We start from the raw sequence: 17,097 nt of genomic DNA, 5'->3' as shown, positions 1-17,097 counted from the left end.
TCGGCAAGGGTGGGGTATGGGTCACGGTTCGTACTCGAGGACGGCCTTCGGCGCTGGGGTGGTCGACGGCTTGACCCCGTACCGCGGCAGCGCCAGGGTCAGGATCTGGTTGGCAACCGGGAGTGCGAGCTTCGAGCCGTCGCTGCCCTTGGTGGGCTGGTCAATCATCACATAGACCAGCAGTTGGGGGTCCTCGGCAGGGGCGACGCCGACGTAACTGGCGGTGTAGCCGCGGTAGCAGCCGCAGGTCGGGTCCACCCGCTGCGCGGTGCCGGTCTTGCCGGCCACCCGGTAGTTGGCGAGCTGGCGGGACTTGTCCTTGGTGACGACGGTCTCCATCATCTCCAGCACCATCCGGGAGGCCTCCGGCGAGATCACCCGACGGGGGTCCTCGGCGGCGACCGGGGTGAACTGGCCGGTGCCGTTCTGGGTGGCCCGCAGCAGGGTCGGCGCGTTGTAGATGCCGTCGTTCGCCACGGCCGCCACCGCTGCCGCCATCTGCAGGGCAGTCATGCTGAGGCCCTGGCCGAAGACGATCTGGTCGAAGGTGTAGTTGGCCATGTCGGCCTTGGGCACCCAGCCCGAGGACTCGCCGGGCAGACCGACGTTGGTCTTGCGGCCCAGCCCGAAGCTGGAGTAGTAGTCGACCAGGGTCTGCTTGTCCATCTGGCGCGACAGCAGCACCGTGCCAATGTTGGAGGAGTTCGCGACCACGCCGCTGCCGGTCAGGTGGATGGTGCCGTGGCTGAAGGCATCCTTGATGAATCCGTCGCCCGAGGGCAGGGTCGCGGGAATCTCGACCTTGGTGGTGGGCGTGACCAGGCCGGCGTCGGCCAGGGCGGCCATGGTCAGCACCTTCTGCACCGATCCCGGCTCGTAGGGTGCGCTGGCCGCCGTGTTGCCGAGGTTCTGGGCGTCCGCCTTGGACGGCTCGTTGGAGTCGAATCCGGGTGAGGTGGACAGCGCCAGCAGTTCACCGGTCTTGACGTTCATGACGATGGCGACGCCATTCTTGGCCGCCGCCCGGGTGATGCCCTGGGCCAGGGCCTGGTTGGCCATCAACTGCATCTCGGAGTCGATCGTCAGCTGGTAGTTGGTGCCGTTGATCGCGGGGATCAGGGTGCTGTTGCCGAGCGGGATGCGTCCATTGGCAGAGGTGTCGAAGACCTCCTTGCCGTAGGTGCCGGTCAGTTGCCGGTTGAGGGCGTACTCCAGTCCGCCGGCGCCGACCGGCCGCTGGGTGTCGTCGTCGAGACCCATGAACCCGACGATGTTGGCGGCGACGTCCCCGGACGGGTAGTAGCGGACCGGGTCGTCCTCCTTGTAGATGCCGTACCACTTGCCCTCGGACAGTTCGACGCGCAACTGCTCGTAGGTCCATGACGGCACCTGCCGGGCCACGATCGAGTAGTGCTTGCGGTCCAGGTCGGTCAGTGCCGGCAGGTAGTCCTCGACGCTGCCACCCAGGTGCTTGGCCAGCAGGGACGCGATCGCCGCAGGCGCCTCCTGGGCCTTGCGGGTCTGCTTGGGTCCCATGTCGACCGACTCGTGGACGCCGTTGCGCGAGATCATCATCGGGTCGGCGATGATCCGCACCGCCGGCTCGGAGGCGGCCAGGACGACGCCATTGCGGTCGGTGATCGTGCCCCGCTGGGCGATCAGCTCGCGCGAGGCCTTCATCTGCGCGGCGGCCTCCGCGGCGTAGGCGCGGGCATCAAAGGCCTGCAGCAAGAAGGCCCGCCCCATGAAGACAGTCATCACCAGCGCCATCACCACGACCAGCCCCTGGATGCGGTGGGTCTGCTTGCGCAGCGGTATCCGCAGCGCCGGCTTGTAGACCTTGCGCCGGCCCGCACCGGTGGACGGACCGGGCTTGCGGGGACTCAGCGGCCTCGACGAACTGCGCGTCCCGGACGAGCGTCCGGACGGGGAGCCAGCGCGTCGGGCCTGTGCCATGTGTGGTGTCCTCCGGGGGTGTCAGCAGCGCGGGTTCTGGGTGCTCAGGGGGTGGGCGTGGGTGCCGGGGTCGTGGTGGCTGCCTTCTTCTTGGCGGCATCGGCTTCGGCTGCTGCCGCTGCGGCCTTCTGCCGGGCCGCCTCGGCCGCGGCGTGCTTGTCCTGGACCACCTGGAGCCTGGCGTCCTCCTGAATCTTCACGACCTGCTCCCAGGTCAAGTACACCTGATCACCCAGCTCATTGCCGACGACCGGCGTCGGCGTGCCGAGGATCTTGCCCTCGGGCAGCACGATGAACGCCGGGTTCGGGTTGGGACGCATCCCGAGCTTGTGTGCCTGCTGCTCGAGGTGGGCCGCCGAGCGGGCCTGGTTCACGTCCGCCTCGAGGGCTGCCTGCTGGTGGCCGAGGTTGGTGGCCTCCCGTTCGAGGGCGGCCAGTTCGACGGCCTGGGTCTGGATCTGGGTGTTGACGACCACCAGACCGCCCATGGCCAGCGCGATCAGGGCGACCAGTCCGAGGATGAACGGGAACCTCGAGACGCGGGTGGGGGTGGCCGCGGGAACTGCCTTGAGCCTGCCCTTGGGCGATGCCTTGCCCTTGGGGAGCTCCTGGACGGGGTCGAGGACCTGTACTGCGCTCATGCTGTCTCTCTCACGCGTTCGATGACGCGCAGCCTGGCCGAGGCGGCGCGCGGGTTGTGGGCGGTCTCGGCCGCGCCGGGCTTCTCTGCCCCGCGGGTGACCAGACGGAACTGGGCCAGCAGATGGTCGGGGACCACCGGCAGGTGCTGGGGTGCGTTGTCGGTGCTGGCTTCCCGGAAGGCGTCCTTGACCAGCCGGTCCTCCAGCGAGTGGTAGGCCAGCACGGCGATCCGGCCACCCACCGCGAGGGCTGCCAGCGCGGCGGGCAGCACGGCCTGCAGGGCACCCAGTTCGTCGTTGACCTCGATGCGCAGTGCCTGGAAGGACTTCTTGGCCGGGTGGCCCTTGGCCTTCGACCGGACCGCCATCGGGATGGCGTTGACGATGACGTCGACCAGGCGGGCGGAGCGCTCGAAGGGTGCGTCCTCACGGGCGGCCACCACCCGCTGGGCGATCCGGTCGGCGAACTTCTCCTCGCCGTAGGTCCGCAGCACCCGGGCCAGCTGACCGGCGGTGTAGGTGTTGACGACCTCGGCAGCAGTCAGGGAGGTGTCCGGGCCCATCCGCATGTCCAGCGGCGCGTCGACCGAGTAGGAGAAGCCCCGTTCGCGGCGATCGATCTGCAGGGAGGACAGCCCCAGGTCGAGCAGCATCGAGTCGATGGAGCTGATGCCCAGGTCGTCGAGGACCTCGGGCAGTTCGGAGTAGACGGCCTGGACGAAGCTGACCCTGTCGCCAAAGCGTTCCAGGCGGGCGCCGGCCAGTTCCAGGGCTTGCGGGTCGCGGTCGATGCCGACCAGGTGGACGTCGTCGAAGCGTTCCAGCACGGACTGCGCGTGGCCACCCATGCCGGTGGTGCCGTCCACGTGGACGGTGGGACGGCCGCGGTCGGCCAGGGCGGGGGTGAGCAACTCGAGGATGCGGTCACGCATGACGGGGACGTGGGCCAGCGCTGCCTGTTCGGCCAGGGTGGCTGGGGGCGGGTCGGTCGGCGGCGTGCCTTCGAGGGCAGCGTCACGTTCCGTCGTCATCCGCCCTCCTCCGGTCGTCGCGATATGTGTCGGCACGGTGTCAGTCGGCCCGGTGTCTGTCGACATGGGGGCCGCCTTCCGTGGTTTCGGTCCAGCGTCCCGGGAAGGATGACCTGGCACCGGGGAAGGTGCGCCAGGGCATCGGACGCTGGCCCGAAGCCGCGAACTGCGGACTCCAAGTCGGTGACTACAACGAGAAGATGTCCTCGTTGATGTCGGCGAAGGTTGCCTCTTGTTCAGCGGAGTAGGTGTCCCACGCCGCCTTGTCCCAGACCTCGACCCGATCAATGGCACCCACCACCGCGAGTTCGGTGTCCAGCGACGCGTACTCCCGCAGCTTCGGGGGGATGGTGAGTCGCCCCTGACTGTCAGGTGTCTCGTCGGAGGCCGATGCCGCCAGCATGCGCTGGAGTGCACGGTTCCGAGCCACGGTGCCGGGGGCTTGCAATGCCTCCTGGGCCTTCCGCTCGAAGACGTCCTTGGGGTAGATCGCCAGACAGCGTTCCTGCTGCATGGTGATCACCAGCCCGTCGGCCAACTCGTCACGGAACTTGGCTGGCAGAAAGAACCGACCCTTGACGTCGAGCTTCGGGTTGTAGGTGTTCAGGAACATGTCCTGGGCCCCTCCCCTGGCTCAAGCAAGCGCCAATTCGCTCCACTGCGCTCCACCATACGCCACTTCGCTCCACTTTGACCACAGTTGGAGGTGTTTCTGCGACCAACCTGTCAGCCGCCCCCGACCCCGGTGCTGCCGCGGTCGACGCCACCACCTCGTCCCGGATGACTGGTCAGGTTGATCGCAACCACTAGGCTCGGTATCGGCACAATCTCGGCCTGCGGACGCGGGCAACCCCGGATCCTCGAAGGAGTTCCTGTGACCGTCGCCCCCGAAGCACCGCAGGTGCACGAAGTCGTCACGTCGATGGCGGCCGTGCGCGACGCCATCGAACACGTCATCGAGGGCAAGACCGACCAGATCGACCTGGCCCTGGTGGTCCTGCTGGCCGAGGGGCACCTGCTCGTCGAGGACGTCCCCGGCGTCGGCAAGACGATGCTGGCGCGCGCCCTGGGCAAGGCCATCGACTGTTCGGTGCGACGGCTGCAGTTCACCCCTGACCTGCTGCCCAGTGACATCACCGGCGTCAGCATCTTCAGCCAGGCCACCCGCGAGTTCGAGTTCAAGCCGGGCGGCATCTTCGCCAACATCGTGGTCGGCGACGAGATCAACCGGGCCTCGCCGAAGACCCAGTCGGCATTGCTGGAGGCGATGGCCGAACGCCAGGTCAGCTCCGACGGCGTCACCCACGAGCTGGAACGACCGTTCATGGTGATCGCCACCCAGAACCCCATCGAGATGGAGGGCACCTATCCCCTGCCCGAGGCCCAGCGCGACCGCTTCATGGCCCGGGTCGAGATGGGCTACCCCACCCGCAAGGCCGAGCTCGACATGCTCGACCACCACGGCGCCCACGAACCGTTGGCCGACCTGAAGCCGGTCGCCACCGCCGAGCAGGTCGTGGCCCTCATCAAGATCTGCCGCGAGGTCTACGTCGCCGACACGGTGAAGAACTACATCATCGACATCGTCGCGGCCACCCGCGCCAGCCAGGACCTGCGACTGGGGGCCTCGCCCCGCTCGTCGCTGGCGCTGCTGCGGGCCGTGCGTGCCCGGGCCGCCATGAAGGGACGCGACTACGCCATTCCCGAGGACGTCCAGGTGCTGGCGATACCGGTGCTGGCGCACCGCGTGCTGCCCTCGACCGCGTCCCAGCTGGGTGGCCGTGCGGTGACCGACATCCTGCAGGACCTGGTCGCGTCCGTGGAGCTTCCCGACCACCGCTGATGAGGGCTCCGTGGAAGCTGCTGACCGGACGCGGATGGGCACTGTTCCTGTCCGGCGTCCTCGGCGTCGTCGTCTCGATCAGCCTCGGCCAGCGCGACATCCTGTGGTTCGCCATCGCCCTGGTGCTGCTGCCACTGATCGGCCTGGTGGCGGTGAGCCGCAGCGGCCTGCGACTGAAGGCCGAACGACGCGTCTGGCCGCCCCGCGGCGTGCTGGGCGAAAAGCTCAACGGGGCGCTGACCCTGACCAACAAGGGTTCCTTCCCGCTGGCCGTGCTGCGCTTCGAGGAGTCCCTGCCCCGCGAGCTCGGCCGTCGTCCTCGCTTCACCATGCACACCGTGGCCGGCAGCTGGCGGCGCACCATTGACTACCCGATCATCGGCAGCGCCCGCGGCCGCTACACCGTGGGCCCGCTGCTGGTCCGCGCCAGTGACCCGTTCGGTCTGGCCCGGCTCGACCGGCGGTTCAGCTCCACCACCCAGGTGCTGGTCACCCCCCGGATCGTCCCGCTCAGCGTGATGGCCTCGGCGCCCGGCTCCGGCCAGACCGGCGACAGCACCCCCCGCCGCATTGGTCTGGTCGGCCAGGACGACGTGCTCATCCGGGAGTACCGCGACGGCGACGACGTGCGCCGCATCCATTGGCGTTCCACGGCCCGACGCGACGAGATCATGGTGCGCCGCGAGGAGCAGTCCTGGGACCCGTCGTTGACCCTGCTGCTGGACACCCGGATCCAGGCCCACGCCGGGACCGGTCCCGACAGTTCCTTCGAGTGGGCCGTCTCGGCCATCGCCTCGATCGCCCGCCACATGCAGCGCGCCGGCTACAACCTGCGGATCGTGGACGCCGCCGGGGCGCTCATTGACACGGGCGGCATGGACCCGGCCTCGGCCGAGGACGGGGTGCTGCTGGCCCTGACCGACGCCGCGCTGACCCCAGGTGATCCCGACCTGCGGCTGGCCACCGACACCATCACCCTCGGCAAGACCGGCGAGATGATGATCGCGGTGCTGGGTCGCCTGACCGCCGCCGACGTCGCCGCCATGCAGACCATGCGGCAGAGCCGATCCCAGGGGTTGGCCATCGTGCTGGACGTCGACTCCTTCACCGCCCGTCGGTTCCGGGCCACCCCCGAGCAGATCGACGAGCACCAGGACTGCCTGCGGCGCCTGGCCGCCAGCAACTGGCGCGTCGTGCCGGTGCGCCACCCCATGGCCGTCGACGAGGCCTGGCACCAGTTGGACCAGATCGGAGCCTCCCTGTGAAGCGCATCGTCCGCCCGACAGACGTGATGGCCGCGGCCGTCACCGTGGCCATGGTCCTGGCCAGCGTGACCCTGCTGAACCTCACCTCCGACCGCCGCTACCTGGTGCTGGGGGTGCCGGTGATCGTGGTGATCATGGCGATCTCGGCGCTGTCCCGGCGGCTGCGGGTGCCGGTGGTGCTGATCCATCTGTGGCAGGTGCTCGCCCTGGTCGGGGCCACCATCGGGCTCGGCGTCAACGCCACCCCGGGCGGGGGCAACATCATCAGCCAGGTGTGGGACGCGCTGCTGGACGGCATCCTGCACATCCAGACCAACGTGGCCCCGATGCCGCCCAATGCCGGCACCGCCCTGCTGCTGGTGCTGCTGATGGGGATGGTCACGATCGTCGCCGACGTGCTGGTGCTCACCCTGGACACCCCCGCGTGGATCGCGGCACCCATGTTGACCCTGTACCTGATCCCGGCGCTCGCCCTGGACACCCAGGTCGAGTGGCTGTCCTTCGTGCTGCTGGGCGTCGGCCTGCTGGTTGTCCTGGCCGCCGACACCTCCCGCGGGTTGGCCGGGTGGACCCGCAATCTGGTCGACGACGACGCCACCAGGCAGCACACCACCGCCGGTGTGTGGGGCATGGCCGCCATCATCGGCGTACCGGTGCTGGCCTTCTCGCTGCTGATCGGCAACGCGGTGCCCACCATGGGCACCTTTGACCTGAACTCGCGGCGGCCCCGGGGGGTAGGCCCCATCCAGATGCAGGACCCGACCATTGAGCTGCACCGCAACCTGTCCCAGCAGTCCGAGCAGGTGGTGGTGAACTACACCACCGACACCGGCGAGGGCCAGTACCTGCGGATGGCGTCGCTGTCGGTGATGGATCGCGACAGCTGGAAACTGACCGCCGTCCAACTGCAGAACGGCGCCCTGCCCAACCCGCCGGGGCTGGGCACGCGCCAGCTCGAGACCACCACCACCATCCGGATCGGCAACTTCGGCAGCCAGTACCTGCCCTCCCCCTACGCCCCGCGCAGCTTCACCGCACCGGGCCAGTGGTCCTTCGACCCGGTGACGATGATGATCCTGTCGACCGAGGGCAACAACACCGACGCGACCCGCGGGTTGGAGTACTCGGTCACCAGCGTGGTCACCGACCCCGACCCCAGTAGCTTCAACAGTGCCCAGCCGGGCAACCCGCCCGACGACGGCCTGACCAGAGCCCTGCCGGACGACGTCCCCCAGGAGATCGTCGACCTGACCGCCGAGGTCACCGCCGACGCCCCCACCCCGGTGCTGAAGGCGGCCGCCATCCAGGCCTGGTTGCGGGACCCCCGCACGTTCACCTACTCCACCGACGCGCCCGCCGGCGACGGCTTCGAGGTGATGAAGAACTTCCTGCTGACCGACCGGAAGGGCTACTGCATCCACTTCGCCTCGGCGATGGCGCTGATGGCCCGGATCAGCGGCATCCCCTCGCGGGTCGCGGTGGGCTTCCTGCCCGGCACCAGGAATGGCGATACGTGGCAGGTGCAGGCCAAGGAGATGCACGCCTGGCCCGAACTGTTCTTCGAAGGCTTCGGCTGGGTCCGCTTCGAACCCACCGCCGGGGTCGCCGACGCCCCCGAGTGGACCGTCGTCCAGGGCAGCGGCCCGACCGAGAGCCCCTCGTCCACCCCGTCGACGAGCCAGAGCACCGACCCGTCGGCGTCCACCAGCGGGTCGATGGACACCCCGTCGGCCACCCAGACCGAGTTCGAGGTCGCGACCGACGGCAACGCCTTCGCCTGGCGACGCTTCCTGGCGGTGGTGGGTCTCACCCTGCTGGTTCTCGCCGGGCTGCTGACGCCCATGGTCACCCGCCAGGTGATCCGCCGCCGCCGATTCGCCGGCGGCGGCTCGGCCGAGGACCGGGCCGAGGCGCTGTGGGCCGAGCTGCGTGACACGATGCGCGACGTCGGTGCCGGCTGGCCTGCGGGCTCCCCGCGGGAGAAGGCCGCTGCCCTGGCGGCGGTGCTGGAGGTCCCGGCGGCCGAGGCCATGGGTCGCGTCGCCGAGACGGTCGAACGTGCCCGCTACAGCCGCGGCCTGGGCGAACTGCCCGACCAGTTCACCCAGGACGTGCGGTACGTGACCGAGGACGTGCGCGCCCACCAGAGCGGGGCCGCCAAGGCGCGCAGCGTCGTCTGGCCGACGTCGCTGTTCACCAATCTGGGGCAGCGACTGTCCGGCAACTGAGCGTGGCCCGGCACCGCAGACATCAGGTTGATCACGTTGACGGCCGTCACTGTTGCCCCGCGCTCGGGCGAACTACACTGGAGCGCACAGCACTCGCCTGCACAGCTTGGAGGCAATGATGGCCCTCTCCGAGGAAGAACAGAGACGGCTCGAGCAACTCGAGGCGCTTCTGTCCGAGGACGACCCCAAGCTGGCCCACACCTTGCGCGGGACCAGCCGCCCGATGGTCGTCAACGGCAAACGTCTGGCGATCAGCATCGCCGGGTTCGTGGCCGGTATCGCGCTGCTGCTGGTCGGCATGCAGTGGGGCTGGTTCATCAGCGTGATCGGTTTCGTGGCGATGTTCGCGGCCGCTGCCTGGTTCGTGCTCGGACGCGGCGGCGATGGCCAGCCGCATCGGGAGCCCTCGAAGTCGGCGTCGTACTCGGCCACGCGCACCCACCGCGGCAACGCCGACTCGTCCTCGGCCTTCATGGACAGGCTCGAGGAACGCTGGAAGCGTCGCCAGGACGAGGGTCGCTGAAGTCGGATCGTGTTCCCGGCTAGGTGAGGCTCCCCCGCTGGATGGCCTGCGGCCCGAAGCGGGCGATCACCGCATCTGCTGCCAGTTCGACCTCGCGCATGCCCCGCTCCGGGGCGTCCAGGGTGAACTGCTGGTAGGCGTCGTCGCGGTCGACCAGGTTCTCGACCCGGACCCCCACCCGACGGATCCGTCCCCGCTGCAGGTGCAGCTTGTGCCAGCAGCGCAGCGCCCCGGCATAGACCTCGTCGGTGACGTCGGTCGGGGTCGGCAGACTGGTGGTGCGGGTGATGGTGGTGAAGTCCGAGAAACGCACCGACAGGGTCACCCCACGGCCGAGCACCCCGGCCTGCCGCATCCGTGACGTGGTGCGTGCGGCCATCCGCAGCAACTCGACCCGCACGATCTCGGGGTCGTCGGTGTCGCGACTGAACGTTTCCTGCGCGCCGATGCTGCGCTCGGCGGGGGCACTGGTGACCTGCCGCGAGTCGCGTCCCCACGCCAGGTCGTGCAACCAGCCGCCGGCATGGGCACCCATTGCCCGCTGCAGGGTCCCCCTGGGGGTGTGGGCCAGTTGGCCGATGGTGGTCAACCCCAGCCGGTGCAGTTTGGTGGCGGTCGCCTCACCCACCCCCCAGATCCGTTCGACCGGAAGCGGGTGCAGGAAGGCGGTGACCTGGTGGGGCAGCACCTCGTGGATGCCATCGGGTTTGCAGTGGGTCGACGCCAACTTGGCCAGGAACTTGCTGGGACCAATGCCGACCGAACAGGTGATCCGTTGCTCATCGGCGACCTGGGCACGAATCTGCTGGCCCACCTGCAGGGGCGTGCCGAGCCGACGTCGGGTGCCGGTGACATCGAGGAAGGCCTCATCGACGGAGACGGCCTCGACCTGCCCGGTGATGCTGCGGAAAATCGCGAAGACACCATCGCTGACCGCGGCGTAGGTGTCGTAGTCCGGTGGCACCGGGACCCCCTCGGGGCACAGTCGGCGGGCGCGGGAACTGGGCATGCCGGACCGCACTCCCCGGGCCCGGGCCTCATAGCTGGCCGACAGCACCACCCCCCGCTCGGCGCCACCCACCCACATGGGGATGCCGCGCAGGTCGGGGCGCCGGGACAACTCCACCGAGGCGTAGAAGGCGTCCATGTCGACATGCATGATGACGCGGTGCTGTTCGCGGGGGGTGACCCCCTGCACCCCCACGTGTTGTTCGCGGGGGGTGACCCCCTGCACCCCCACGGGTTGTTCGCGGGGGGTGACCCCCTGCACCCCCACGGGTTGTTCCATGGTCACCTGCCTGAGCTTCCGGGGCTGGAGTGCCACAGCTTGCGCGGTGCCTGGTCGGCCGGGCTGCCGGCCGGTTTGACGTCGGCATAGGGCGACTGCTGGTACCCGCTGGGATGCACCAGCACCCGGCGCTGCCCCATGCCGCCGGCGCGGGTGTGCTGCTGGGCATCGCCCACGGTGCCGTCCCGCGGGTCGGCGCCCTGGGCCAACTGGCCACCACGCATTCGGGCTGCGGCCCCGCGGGGAGCCTCGACCGGACGAGGCGCCTGAGTGATGATGGCGGTGATGGCGGCGGTGGCTGCCCGCCGGTCACCGTCGGACTCCAACGCCTGTTTCCACACCTCGAACAGGCCCTGCAGGTCCCAGGCGCCGGTCGCCCGCAGTGACAGTCCCTGCGGTCCGGTGCGTCGGATCACCCCCCGCACCAGCAGCAACCAGCTGGCGAAGACGGTGTGGGCGTAGGCGCCCTGGGCGTCCTCGAAGAAGGTGGCATCGACCGGGCCCGTGGAGTCGTCCAGGGTCAGGAACACCACCCGTCGTCCGGACCTGACCGGCGGGGTCTGGGTGGCGACCTTGACCCCGGCGACCAGCACCTCGGACTGGTTGCGGCGGCCGTGCAGGTCGCGCGACCAGGCAATGCCGAGGTCGTCGAGGAAGCTGCGGTAGAAGTCCATGATGTGCTGGCTGGTGTCCATGCCGAGGATGTCGAGTTCGCTGGCGAGGCGTTCGATGCGGGTCATCTCGGGCAGTCCGGTGGCGGCCACGTCGGTGGGGGTGGTCTGCCCCGGGCCCGACGTCCGGTCGTCGGGGTCGTGGGGGTCGTGGGGGTCGTGGCCCCACAGGTCGGGGTCCCACTGCTCGACGGTCGGGTCGGCCTCGGCCGGGTCGCTGAAGTCCAGTGCCAGTTGGATGCCCGTGAACGACTCGGCCACCCGGGACGGCACCACCTCGGCGGCGGCCTGGCGGCGGGCCCGCGTCCGCACGCTGGCCGGGCCATCCTCGCGTGGTTGTTCGTAGGACTTGCTGCGCACCAGTCCCCTGGCCCGGGCGGCGGTGCGGTTCTCGACCACCTGCAGTCGGCGGAGGTCGGCGGTGGCCAGCAGCAGGTCTCGGCGGGTGACCTGTCCCTCGGCGAGCACACCGACGTCCTGGCCGACCCGGTAGAGGTCGTCGAAGGCGCCGGCCAGCACCAGCCGTTCCACCACGGGAGCCTCGACCCCGGCCCGGTTCCAGAAGTCGGTGAGCGAGGTGTAGGGCTGACCGGCGGCGATGCGCAGCACCTCGGACTGGCTGATGCCCTTGACCTCGGCCAGGGCGGTGCGCAGGCCGTGGGCGCTGTCGTCGGGAAGCCCCTGGGCATCCAGAACCGTGGTCGGGGTGGGTGTGGCCCGCGGGTCGGCATGGCCGCTGAGCGGTGGCACCCAGTCGGGGCCGTGCAGGCATTCGACCTGCCAGGTGGCGCCGCTGCGGTTCACGTCCAGGCCGAGCAACGGCACCTGCATGCGGCGCGCCTCCTCGGCGATCAGCCGCTTGGGGTACATGCCGGGGTCGTGGGTGAGCAGCCCGGCGACGAAGTGGGCCGGGTAGTGCCGCTTCAGCCAGGCCGACTGGTAGGTCGGCAGCGCGAAGGCAGCCGCGTGGGCCTTGCAGAAACCGAAGGAGGCGAAGGCGACCAGCACCTGCCAGACCTTCTCGACGGTCTCGGCCGGGTACCCACGTTCCCGGGCGATCGGACCGAACCAGTCCTGCACGTCGCGCTGGCCGGCCAGGTCGCCCAGCGCGCGGCGGACCTCATCGGCCTGGGCCAGGCTGCAGCCGGTCATCACCGCGACGATGCGGATGACCTGCTCGTGGAAGACCACCACCCCACCGGTCTCGGCCAGCACCGGTTCCAGGTCGGGGTGCAGGTACTTCGGCTGGTTCCAGCCCTGTCGGGCATTCAGGAACGGCACCACCATGTCGGACTTCACCGGCCCGGGACGAAACAGCGAGATGTCAATGATGATGTCGGTGAAGGTGGACGGCCCGAACTTGCCGACCAGTTCGCGCTGGCCGGGTGACTCGATCTGGAAGCAGCCCAGGGTGGCGGCATGGCCGATCATGTCGTAGGTGTCGGGGTCGTCGAAGGGGCCCAGGTCGTCGATGGGCGGCGACTGATGGCCGGTGCGGTCGATCTCGTCCAGGCAGTGCGAGATGGCCGACTGCATCCGGATGCCGAGCACGTCGAGTTTCAGCAGGCCGATGTCCTCGACGTCGTCCTTGTCGAACTGGCTCATCGGGAAGCCACCGTGGCTGGCCTCGATCGGGGTGCGATCCCCCAGGGTGGCGTCGCTGAGCAGGATTCCGCAGGGGTGCAGCGCGACGTGGCGGGGCAGCCCGTCCAACGATTCGACCAGTTCGAAGAAGACGTCGAGGCGGCGTTCGGCCAGGCCGGCGGCCCGCAGCTCGGGCAGGTCGCGCATGGCCTGTCGGGCGTCCCGGGCCCGAATGTGGGGGAAGGCCTTGGCGATGGCGTCCACCTCGCCGGGGGGCATGCTGAGCGCATTGCCGACATCACGAACGGCGTGGCGGACGCGGTAGGTCTCCAGCATGGCCACGCAGGCGACCCGTTCGCTGCCGAAGACGTCCAGCACCTTTTCGTAGACCTCGGTGCGCCGGGCCGACTCGACGTCGAGGTCGATGTCGGGCAGCGCCCGGCGCAGCGGCGACAGGAAGCGTTCCATCACCAGCCCGTGGGCCAGCGGGTCGACCCCGGAGATGCCGAGCAGGTGGTTGACCAGACTGCCGGCACCCGACCCGCGGGCGGCGCAGCGAATGTTCATCTCGCGGACCAGGCCCACCACGTCGCCGACGGTCAGGAAGTAGGACGCGAAACCGAGGTGGTCGATCACCGCCAGTTCCTCGTCGAGTCGCTGGACGACCCGGGGGTGCTGGTAGTGGTCGTAGCGGCTGGTGATGCCGGCCTCGCACCGCTGCCGCAGCACCGTCATGGCCTGGTCGGCGGTGGTGCCGAGCACCCCGAACTCGGGCAGGTGGATCTCGCCCAGGCCGAGGTCGGCGTGGGGGTCGAGTCGACAGCGCTGGGCCAGCAGCCGGGTGTCGGCGATCAGCCGTTCGGCACCGTCCGGGCCGCCGCGTCGTCCGGAGCGGTCAGCGACCTGTTCGGCAATGTCGATCATCTGCTTGCCCGGTTTGAGCCAGCCCTCGGCGTTGCGTCGGTCAACGTTGCGCAGGTCGAGGGGTACCAGTCGGCGGGCGGCGTCCAGGACGTCCAGGGTGGGCGCCTGCTGGCGGCGGGCCATCCGCACCTGGTTGGCGAGCACCGCGGTCAGGTGGTGCTGGTCGGCCAGTTCCACCAGGGCACCGGCCTGGGCGGCCGAGTTCACCCCATGGCCCTTGACCTGGTGGTTGGTGGCGGCCAGCGCCACCTGGTCGGGGCCCAGCGCCTCGACCCAGCGGCGCAGCTCGGCCTGGGCACGCAACCGGTCACCCTCGGCGACGGCGACGCCCACGGGTGAGTCGGAGCCCAGCATCACCAGCAGGTCGCCGTCGCCGGCATGCTCGGCGATCAGGTCCAGGCTGCTGACCGGTTCACCGCGGTGACCGGCCAGATGGGTGGCCGTGGTCAGCCGGCACAGGTTGGCCCAGCCCTGGCGCGAGGTGGCCAGCACCACCACCCGCGGCAGCCGCTGGTCACGGATCTCGCCACCACGCGCGGCGGTGCTGCGACGGGCCGGGGCCCGCCGCCACGGGTCGGGGATGGCCAGGTCGGCACCCACCACCGGGGCGATGCCGTGCTTGAGGCAGGCCTTGGCGAAGCGGATGACGCCGTAGAGCCCGTCCCGGTCGGTCAGGGCGAGGGTGTCCATGCCGTGGTCGGCGGCGGCGGCCACCAGGTCACCGGGGTGGGAGGCGCCGTGCTGCAGTGAGTAGCCCGAGGCCACCCGCAGGTGCACGAAGGGGTCATTCATCCGATGGCCCTGCCCTCCCACTGGTGGGGCTGCTCGGCCCAGGTGATCACGGCCTCGCAGAAGCGGTCGGCGTCACGGACCAGGTCGTCGGCCTCGCGGGTGCCGACCGCCAGTCGTCCGGCGGCGACGGCGCGGCGGCGCGGTTGGGTGGCAGCGAAGTAGGCCGCCCACTCACCCAGCCCGGGCACGGCACGCGCGACCAGCGGCCAGGGATCGCCCAGATCGGTGGGGATGCGCCGTCCGGTGCGGGCCAGCACGGCAGCGTCGGCGGCCAGCGCCACGGCCCGCTGGGCCTGCAGGTAGCGCTCGGCGTCGGTGTCGCACAGCAGTGCCTCGATCACCAGGGTGCGGGCCAGACGGATGTCGGGCACCCAGTTCGGTTCGGGGGTGCGGGGTTCGGGCGTGCTCATCAGTCCAGCACCCCCCGCAGCTGCCACCGTCCCCGCGTGGGGGAATGGGCAAGTTCGTAGATGCCGCGGCTGCCGGGCAGTCCGTTCGCGGCCTCCACGCGCCACACCGTCACCTCGTCGAGCAGGTCGGCGTCGTCATCGGGGTCGAGGTGTTCCCCCCGGGCGGCCCGCACCTGGGCCCCGGTCCACCACGAACCGGTCTCGACCCAGCGGTTCTCGACGGCGAGCACTCGCCACAGGGCGCCTCGCCAGCTGAACCGGCTGGGTGCATCGTGACGGTCGCAGGTGACCTCGATCGGGTCGTCGCGTCTACGCATGTTGAGTCTTCCCCTACTCACACGCCCGGCGCTGCTGGCACCGCGGGCTACGCTGGCGTCCGACCGGTTGGCCGGACCGCGCCCCATCGACAGTTCACGGTGCGCCGGGAATGCGCCCACCGCCGATTCGACCCGGGGTGTCGGGAACCCCGGCGCGGACAGGGGTCGAAGCCATCCGCACCGGGGCCGTCCCAGTGCTCCAACAGGTGTCCGGCGCTCCCCTTGGCAAGGAGCACCACGAGCCTTCCCCTGACTCGTCAATCGAACACCCGTTCGAACACCTCCACTATAACCCCACGCCACCCGACGTCGTCAAGCCCCGTCGATAAACTGCCACCATGGACGAGACCACCGCTGCCCGCATCCAGCACCATGGCTCCGACTGGGCCACCACCGTCGTCCGCGCCCTGCGCACACCCTGGCCGTGGGTCTCGTCCCACCTGTCGTTGTCGGCCGAGGATTGTGACGTCACCCCGAGCCGGCTGCACCCCGCCTTCCACGGCAGCCTCGACTGGCACTCCTCGGCGCACATGCAGTGGTCGGCAATGCTGCTGCTGGAGGCTGCCGGCGATCTCACTGCAGCCCCCTACCGCGACCTGCTCGACGAACTCGACACCCGGCTGACCAGCCAGAACATCGGCGTCGAGGTGGACTACCTGGCCAGCCACCGCAGTTTCGAGCGGCCCTACGGCTGGGCCTGGGCCTGCCTGGTGGCGGCCACCGCCCAGCGCCTCGCCGACGGTTCCGGGCCGCTCGCCGCCAGTGCCCGCGGGTGGGCCGGGGCGTTGCGCCCCCTGGCGGACCTGGTCTGCGACCTGTTGCTGGCGTGGCTGCCGAACCTGGCCGCCCCGGTGCGCCACGGCGTCCACTCCAACACCGCCTTCGCCCTGGGTCTGGTCCGCGATGCGCAGGAGCACCTGGGACGCACCGACGTGGTCGCGGCCATCGATGCGGCAGCCCTGGCCTGGTTCGCCGACGACGTCGACTACCCCAGCCAGTGGGAGCCGTCCGGTGCGGACTTCCTGTCCCCCGCACTGACCGAGGCCGACCTGATGCGCCGGATACTCGGGCCAGTCGAGTTCGGCGCCTGGCTGCGCACCTTTCTGCCGGTGCTCGGCGAACCGGGCGACGCGCTGCTGCGGGTTCCCGAGGTGCTGGACCCGAGCGACGGCCAGGCCGTCCATCTGTACGGACTGGCGCTGTCGCGCTCGGCCATGCTGCGTCGCCTGGCGCCGTGGTTGGACGACCCGGCTCGCACGTCGGTGCTGGACTCCTCGGCCGAGCAGTACGGCTGGGCTGGGCTGGCGATCACCGAGGGCGACTTCATGAGCACCCACTGGCTGGCGTCCTTCGCCCTGCTGTGAGGACCCGGGCGAGTGTGCTCGGACCAGTTCTGGATCAACATCCACACCGACTACGACCTGGAAGTCGAGAAGGACCGCCACGGCACCGACCTCGACAAGGCCACCACTCTGGTCGCACGCTGACCGAGAAACCACACCAGAGATTCTGAGAAATTTCCGGGTCGGCTCTTGTGCTCGTGATTCGTACCTGTGTACGATAGAGCATGGACAGAGTCGACCGGTGGATCCACCGCACCGAACAGGCCGGGCAACTTGCCGGG

General features: G+C 69.9%; 13 protein-coding genes. 5 read left to right on the top strand and 8 right to left on the bottom strand.

What is annotated here, in order from left to right:
* Window positions 1-21: 21 nt before the first annotated feature.
* The 4 genes from IPV09_RS09505 to mraZ all read right to left on the bottom strand — a co-directional run bounded on the left by IPV09_RS09505 (window position 22) and on the right by mraZ (window position 4,241).
* Window positions 22-1,812 carry a peptidoglycan D,D-transpeptidase FtsI family protein gene (locus IPV09_RS09505; protein ID WP_370590273.1) on the bottom strand — a complete coding sequence of 597 codons (1,791 nt, stop codon included), beginning with the start codon at window positions 1,810-1,812 and terminating at the stop codon, window positions 22-24.
* A gap of 188 nt (window positions 1,813-2,000) precedes the next feature.
* Window positions 2,001-2,597 carry a hypothetical protein gene (locus tag IPV09_RS09500; RefSeq protein ID WP_207475003.1) on the bottom strand — a complete coding sequence of 199 codons (597 nt, stop codon included), beginning with the start codon at window positions 2,595-2,597 and terminating at the stop codon, window positions 2,001-2,003.
* Window positions 2,594-3,628 carry a 16S rRNA (cytosine(1402)-N(4))-methyltransferase RsmH gene (rsmH, locus tag IPV09_RS09495; RefSeq protein WP_207475002.1) on the bottom strand — a complete coding sequence of 345 codons (1,035 nt, stop codon included), beginning with the start codon at window positions 3,626-3,628 and terminating at the stop codon, window positions 2,594-2,596. The genes IPV09_RS09500 and rsmH overlap by 4 nt, the downstream gene beginning before the upstream one ends.
* Window positions 3,629-3,815: 187 nt before the next feature.
* Window positions 3,816-4,241 (bottom strand): division/cell wall cluster transcriptional repressor MraZ, encoded by a 426-nt coding sequence (mraZ, locus tag IPV09_RS09490; protein WP_207475001.1) that lies wholly within the window; start codon window positions 4,239-4,241, stop codon window positions 3,816-3,818.
* A gap of 309 nt (window positions 4,242-4,550) precedes the next feature.
* On the opposite strand from mraZ, the gene IPV09_RS09485 reads away from it, so the two are divergent.
* From IPV09_RS09485 to IPV09_RS09470, 4 genes are all read left to right on the top strand, one after another.
* The gene (locus IPV09_RS09485) at window positions 4,551-5,471 is read left to right on the top strand and encodes a MoxR family ATPase (RefSeq protein ID WP_207475030.1); all 921 of its coding nucleotides are present in this window, start codon (window positions 4,551-4,553) and stop codon (window positions 5,469-5,471) included.
* Entirely contained in the window at window positions 5,471-6,736 is a 1,266-nt protein-coding gene (locus IPV09_RS09480) for a DUF58 domain-containing protein (RefSeq protein WP_207475000.1), read from the top strand. Before IPV09_RS09485 ends, IPV09_RS09480 begins: the two co-directional genes overlap by 1 nt.
* A complete protein-coding gene (locus IPV09_RS09475; RefSeq protein ID WP_207474999.1) occupies window positions 6,733-8,964 on the top strand; it encodes a DUF3488 and transglutaminase-like domain-containing protein in 2,232 nt (743 codons plus the stop codon). The genes IPV09_RS09480 and IPV09_RS09475 overlap by 4 nt, the downstream gene beginning before the upstream one ends.
* Window positions 8,965-9,079: 115 nt before the next feature.
* Window positions 9,080-9,487, top strand: coding sequence for a DUF3040 domain-containing protein (locus IPV09_RS09470; protein WP_207474998.1), 408 nt, complete (start codon window positions 9,080-9,082; stop codon window positions 9,485-9,487).
* A 19-nt stretch (window positions 9,488-9,506) separates the two neighbouring features.
* Here the strand turns inward: IPV09_RS09470 and dinB are convergent, their stop codons facing one another.
* Genes dinB through IPV09_RS09450 form a run of 4 tightly spaced genes read right to left on the bottom strand, consistent with a single transcriptional unit; the run spans window position 9,507 to window position 15,473 of the window.
* Window positions 9,507-10,775: a DNA polymerase IV gene (gene dinB / locus IPV09_RS09465; RefSeq protein ID WP_207474997.1), complete on the bottom strand. Its 1,269-nt coding sequence runs from the start codon at window positions 10,773-10,775 to the stop codon at window positions 9,507-9,509.
* Between the two features lie 2 nt (window positions 10,776-10,777).
* Window positions 10,778-14,746: a DNA polymerase III subunit alpha gene (locus tag IPV09_RS09460; protein ID WP_207474996.1), complete on the bottom strand. Its 3,969-nt coding sequence runs from the start codon at window positions 14,744-14,746 to the stop codon at window positions 10,778-10,780.
* A complete protein-coding gene (locus tag IPV09_RS09455) occupies window positions 14,743-15,156 on the bottom strand; it encodes an SAV_6107 family HEPN domain-containing protein (protein WP_207474995.1) in 414 nt (137 codons plus the stop codon). The genes IPV09_RS09460 and IPV09_RS09455 overlap by 4 nt, the downstream gene beginning before the upstream one ends.
* On the bottom strand, window positions 15,156-15,473 hold the full coding sequence (locus IPV09_RS09450; RefSeq protein ID WP_207474994.1) for a DUF6504 family protein: 318 nt from the start codon (window positions 15,471-15,473) through the stop codon (window positions 15,156-15,158). Before IPV09_RS09450 ends, IPV09_RS09455 begins: the two co-directional genes overlap by 1 nt.
* A gap of 338 nt (window positions 15,474-15,811) precedes the next feature.
* Between IPV09_RS09450 and IPV09_RS09445 the strand changes: the two genes are divergently transcribed.
* A complete protein-coding gene (locus IPV09_RS09445) occupies window positions 15,812-16,837 on the top strand; it encodes a DUF2891 family protein (protein WP_207474993.1) in 1,026 nt (341 codons plus the stop codon).
* Window positions 16,838-17,097: the final 260 nt, after the last annotated feature.

The sequence above is a fragment of the Tessaracoccus sp. SD287 genome (genome assembly GCF_017355265.1).
Lineage (GTDB): Bacteria > Actinomycetota > Actinomycetes > Propionibacteriales > Propionibacteriaceae > Aestuariimicrobium.
The sequence above is the reverse complement of the archived record's forward strand: the minus strand, read 5'-3'. Positions and strand labels throughout refer to the sequence as shown.

What these genes read in the sequence shown, in the direction of transcription:
- IPV09_RS09460 (WP_207474996.1), bottom strand. Translation starts at nt 14,746, where the DNA reads ATGAATGACCCCTTCGTGCACCTGCGGGTGGCCTCGGGCTACTCACTG.
- IPV09_RS09450 (WP_207474994.1), bottom strand. Translation starts at nt 15,473, where the DNA reads ATGCGTAGACGCGACGACCCGATCGAGGTCACCTGCGACCGTCACGAT.
- IPV09_RS09500 (WP_207475003.1), bottom strand. Translation starts at nt 2,597, where the DNA reads ATGAGCGCAGTACAGGTCCTCGACCCCGTCCAGGAGCTCCCCAAGGGC.
- IPV09_RS09485 (WP_207475030.1), top strand. Translation starts at nt 4,551, where the DNA reads ATGGCGGCCGTGCGCGACGCCATCGAACACGTCATCGAGGGCAAGACC.
- rsmH (WP_207475002.1), bottom strand. Translation starts at nt 3,628, where the DNA reads ATGACGACGGAACGTGACGCTGCCCTCGAAGGCACGCCGCCGACCGAC.
- dinB (WP_207474997.1), bottom strand. Translation starts at nt 10,775, where the DNA reads ATGGAACAACCCGTGGGGGTGCAGGGGGTCACCCCCCGCGAACAACCC.
- IPV09_RS09480 (WP_207475000.1), top strand. Translation starts at nt 5,471, where the DNA reads ATGAGGGCTCCGTGGAAGCTGCTGACCGGACGCGGATGGGCACTGTTC.
- IPV09_RS09445 (WP_207474993.1), top strand. Translation starts at nt 15,812, where the DNA reads ATGGACGAGACCACCGCTGCCCGCATCCAGCACCATGGCTCCGACTGG.
- mraZ (WP_207475001.1), bottom strand. Translation starts at nt 4,241, where the DNA reads ATGTTCCTGAACACCTACAACCCGAAGCTCGACGTCAAGGGTCGGTTC.
- IPV09_RS09455 (WP_207474995.1), bottom strand. Translation starts at nt 15,156, where the DNA reads ATGAGCACGCCCGAACCCCGCACCCCCGAACCGAACTGGGTGCCCGAC.
- IPV09_RS09470 (WP_207474998.1), top strand. Translation starts at nt 9,080, where the DNA reads ATGATGGCCCTCTCCGAGGAAGAACAGAGACGGCTCGAGCAACTCGAG.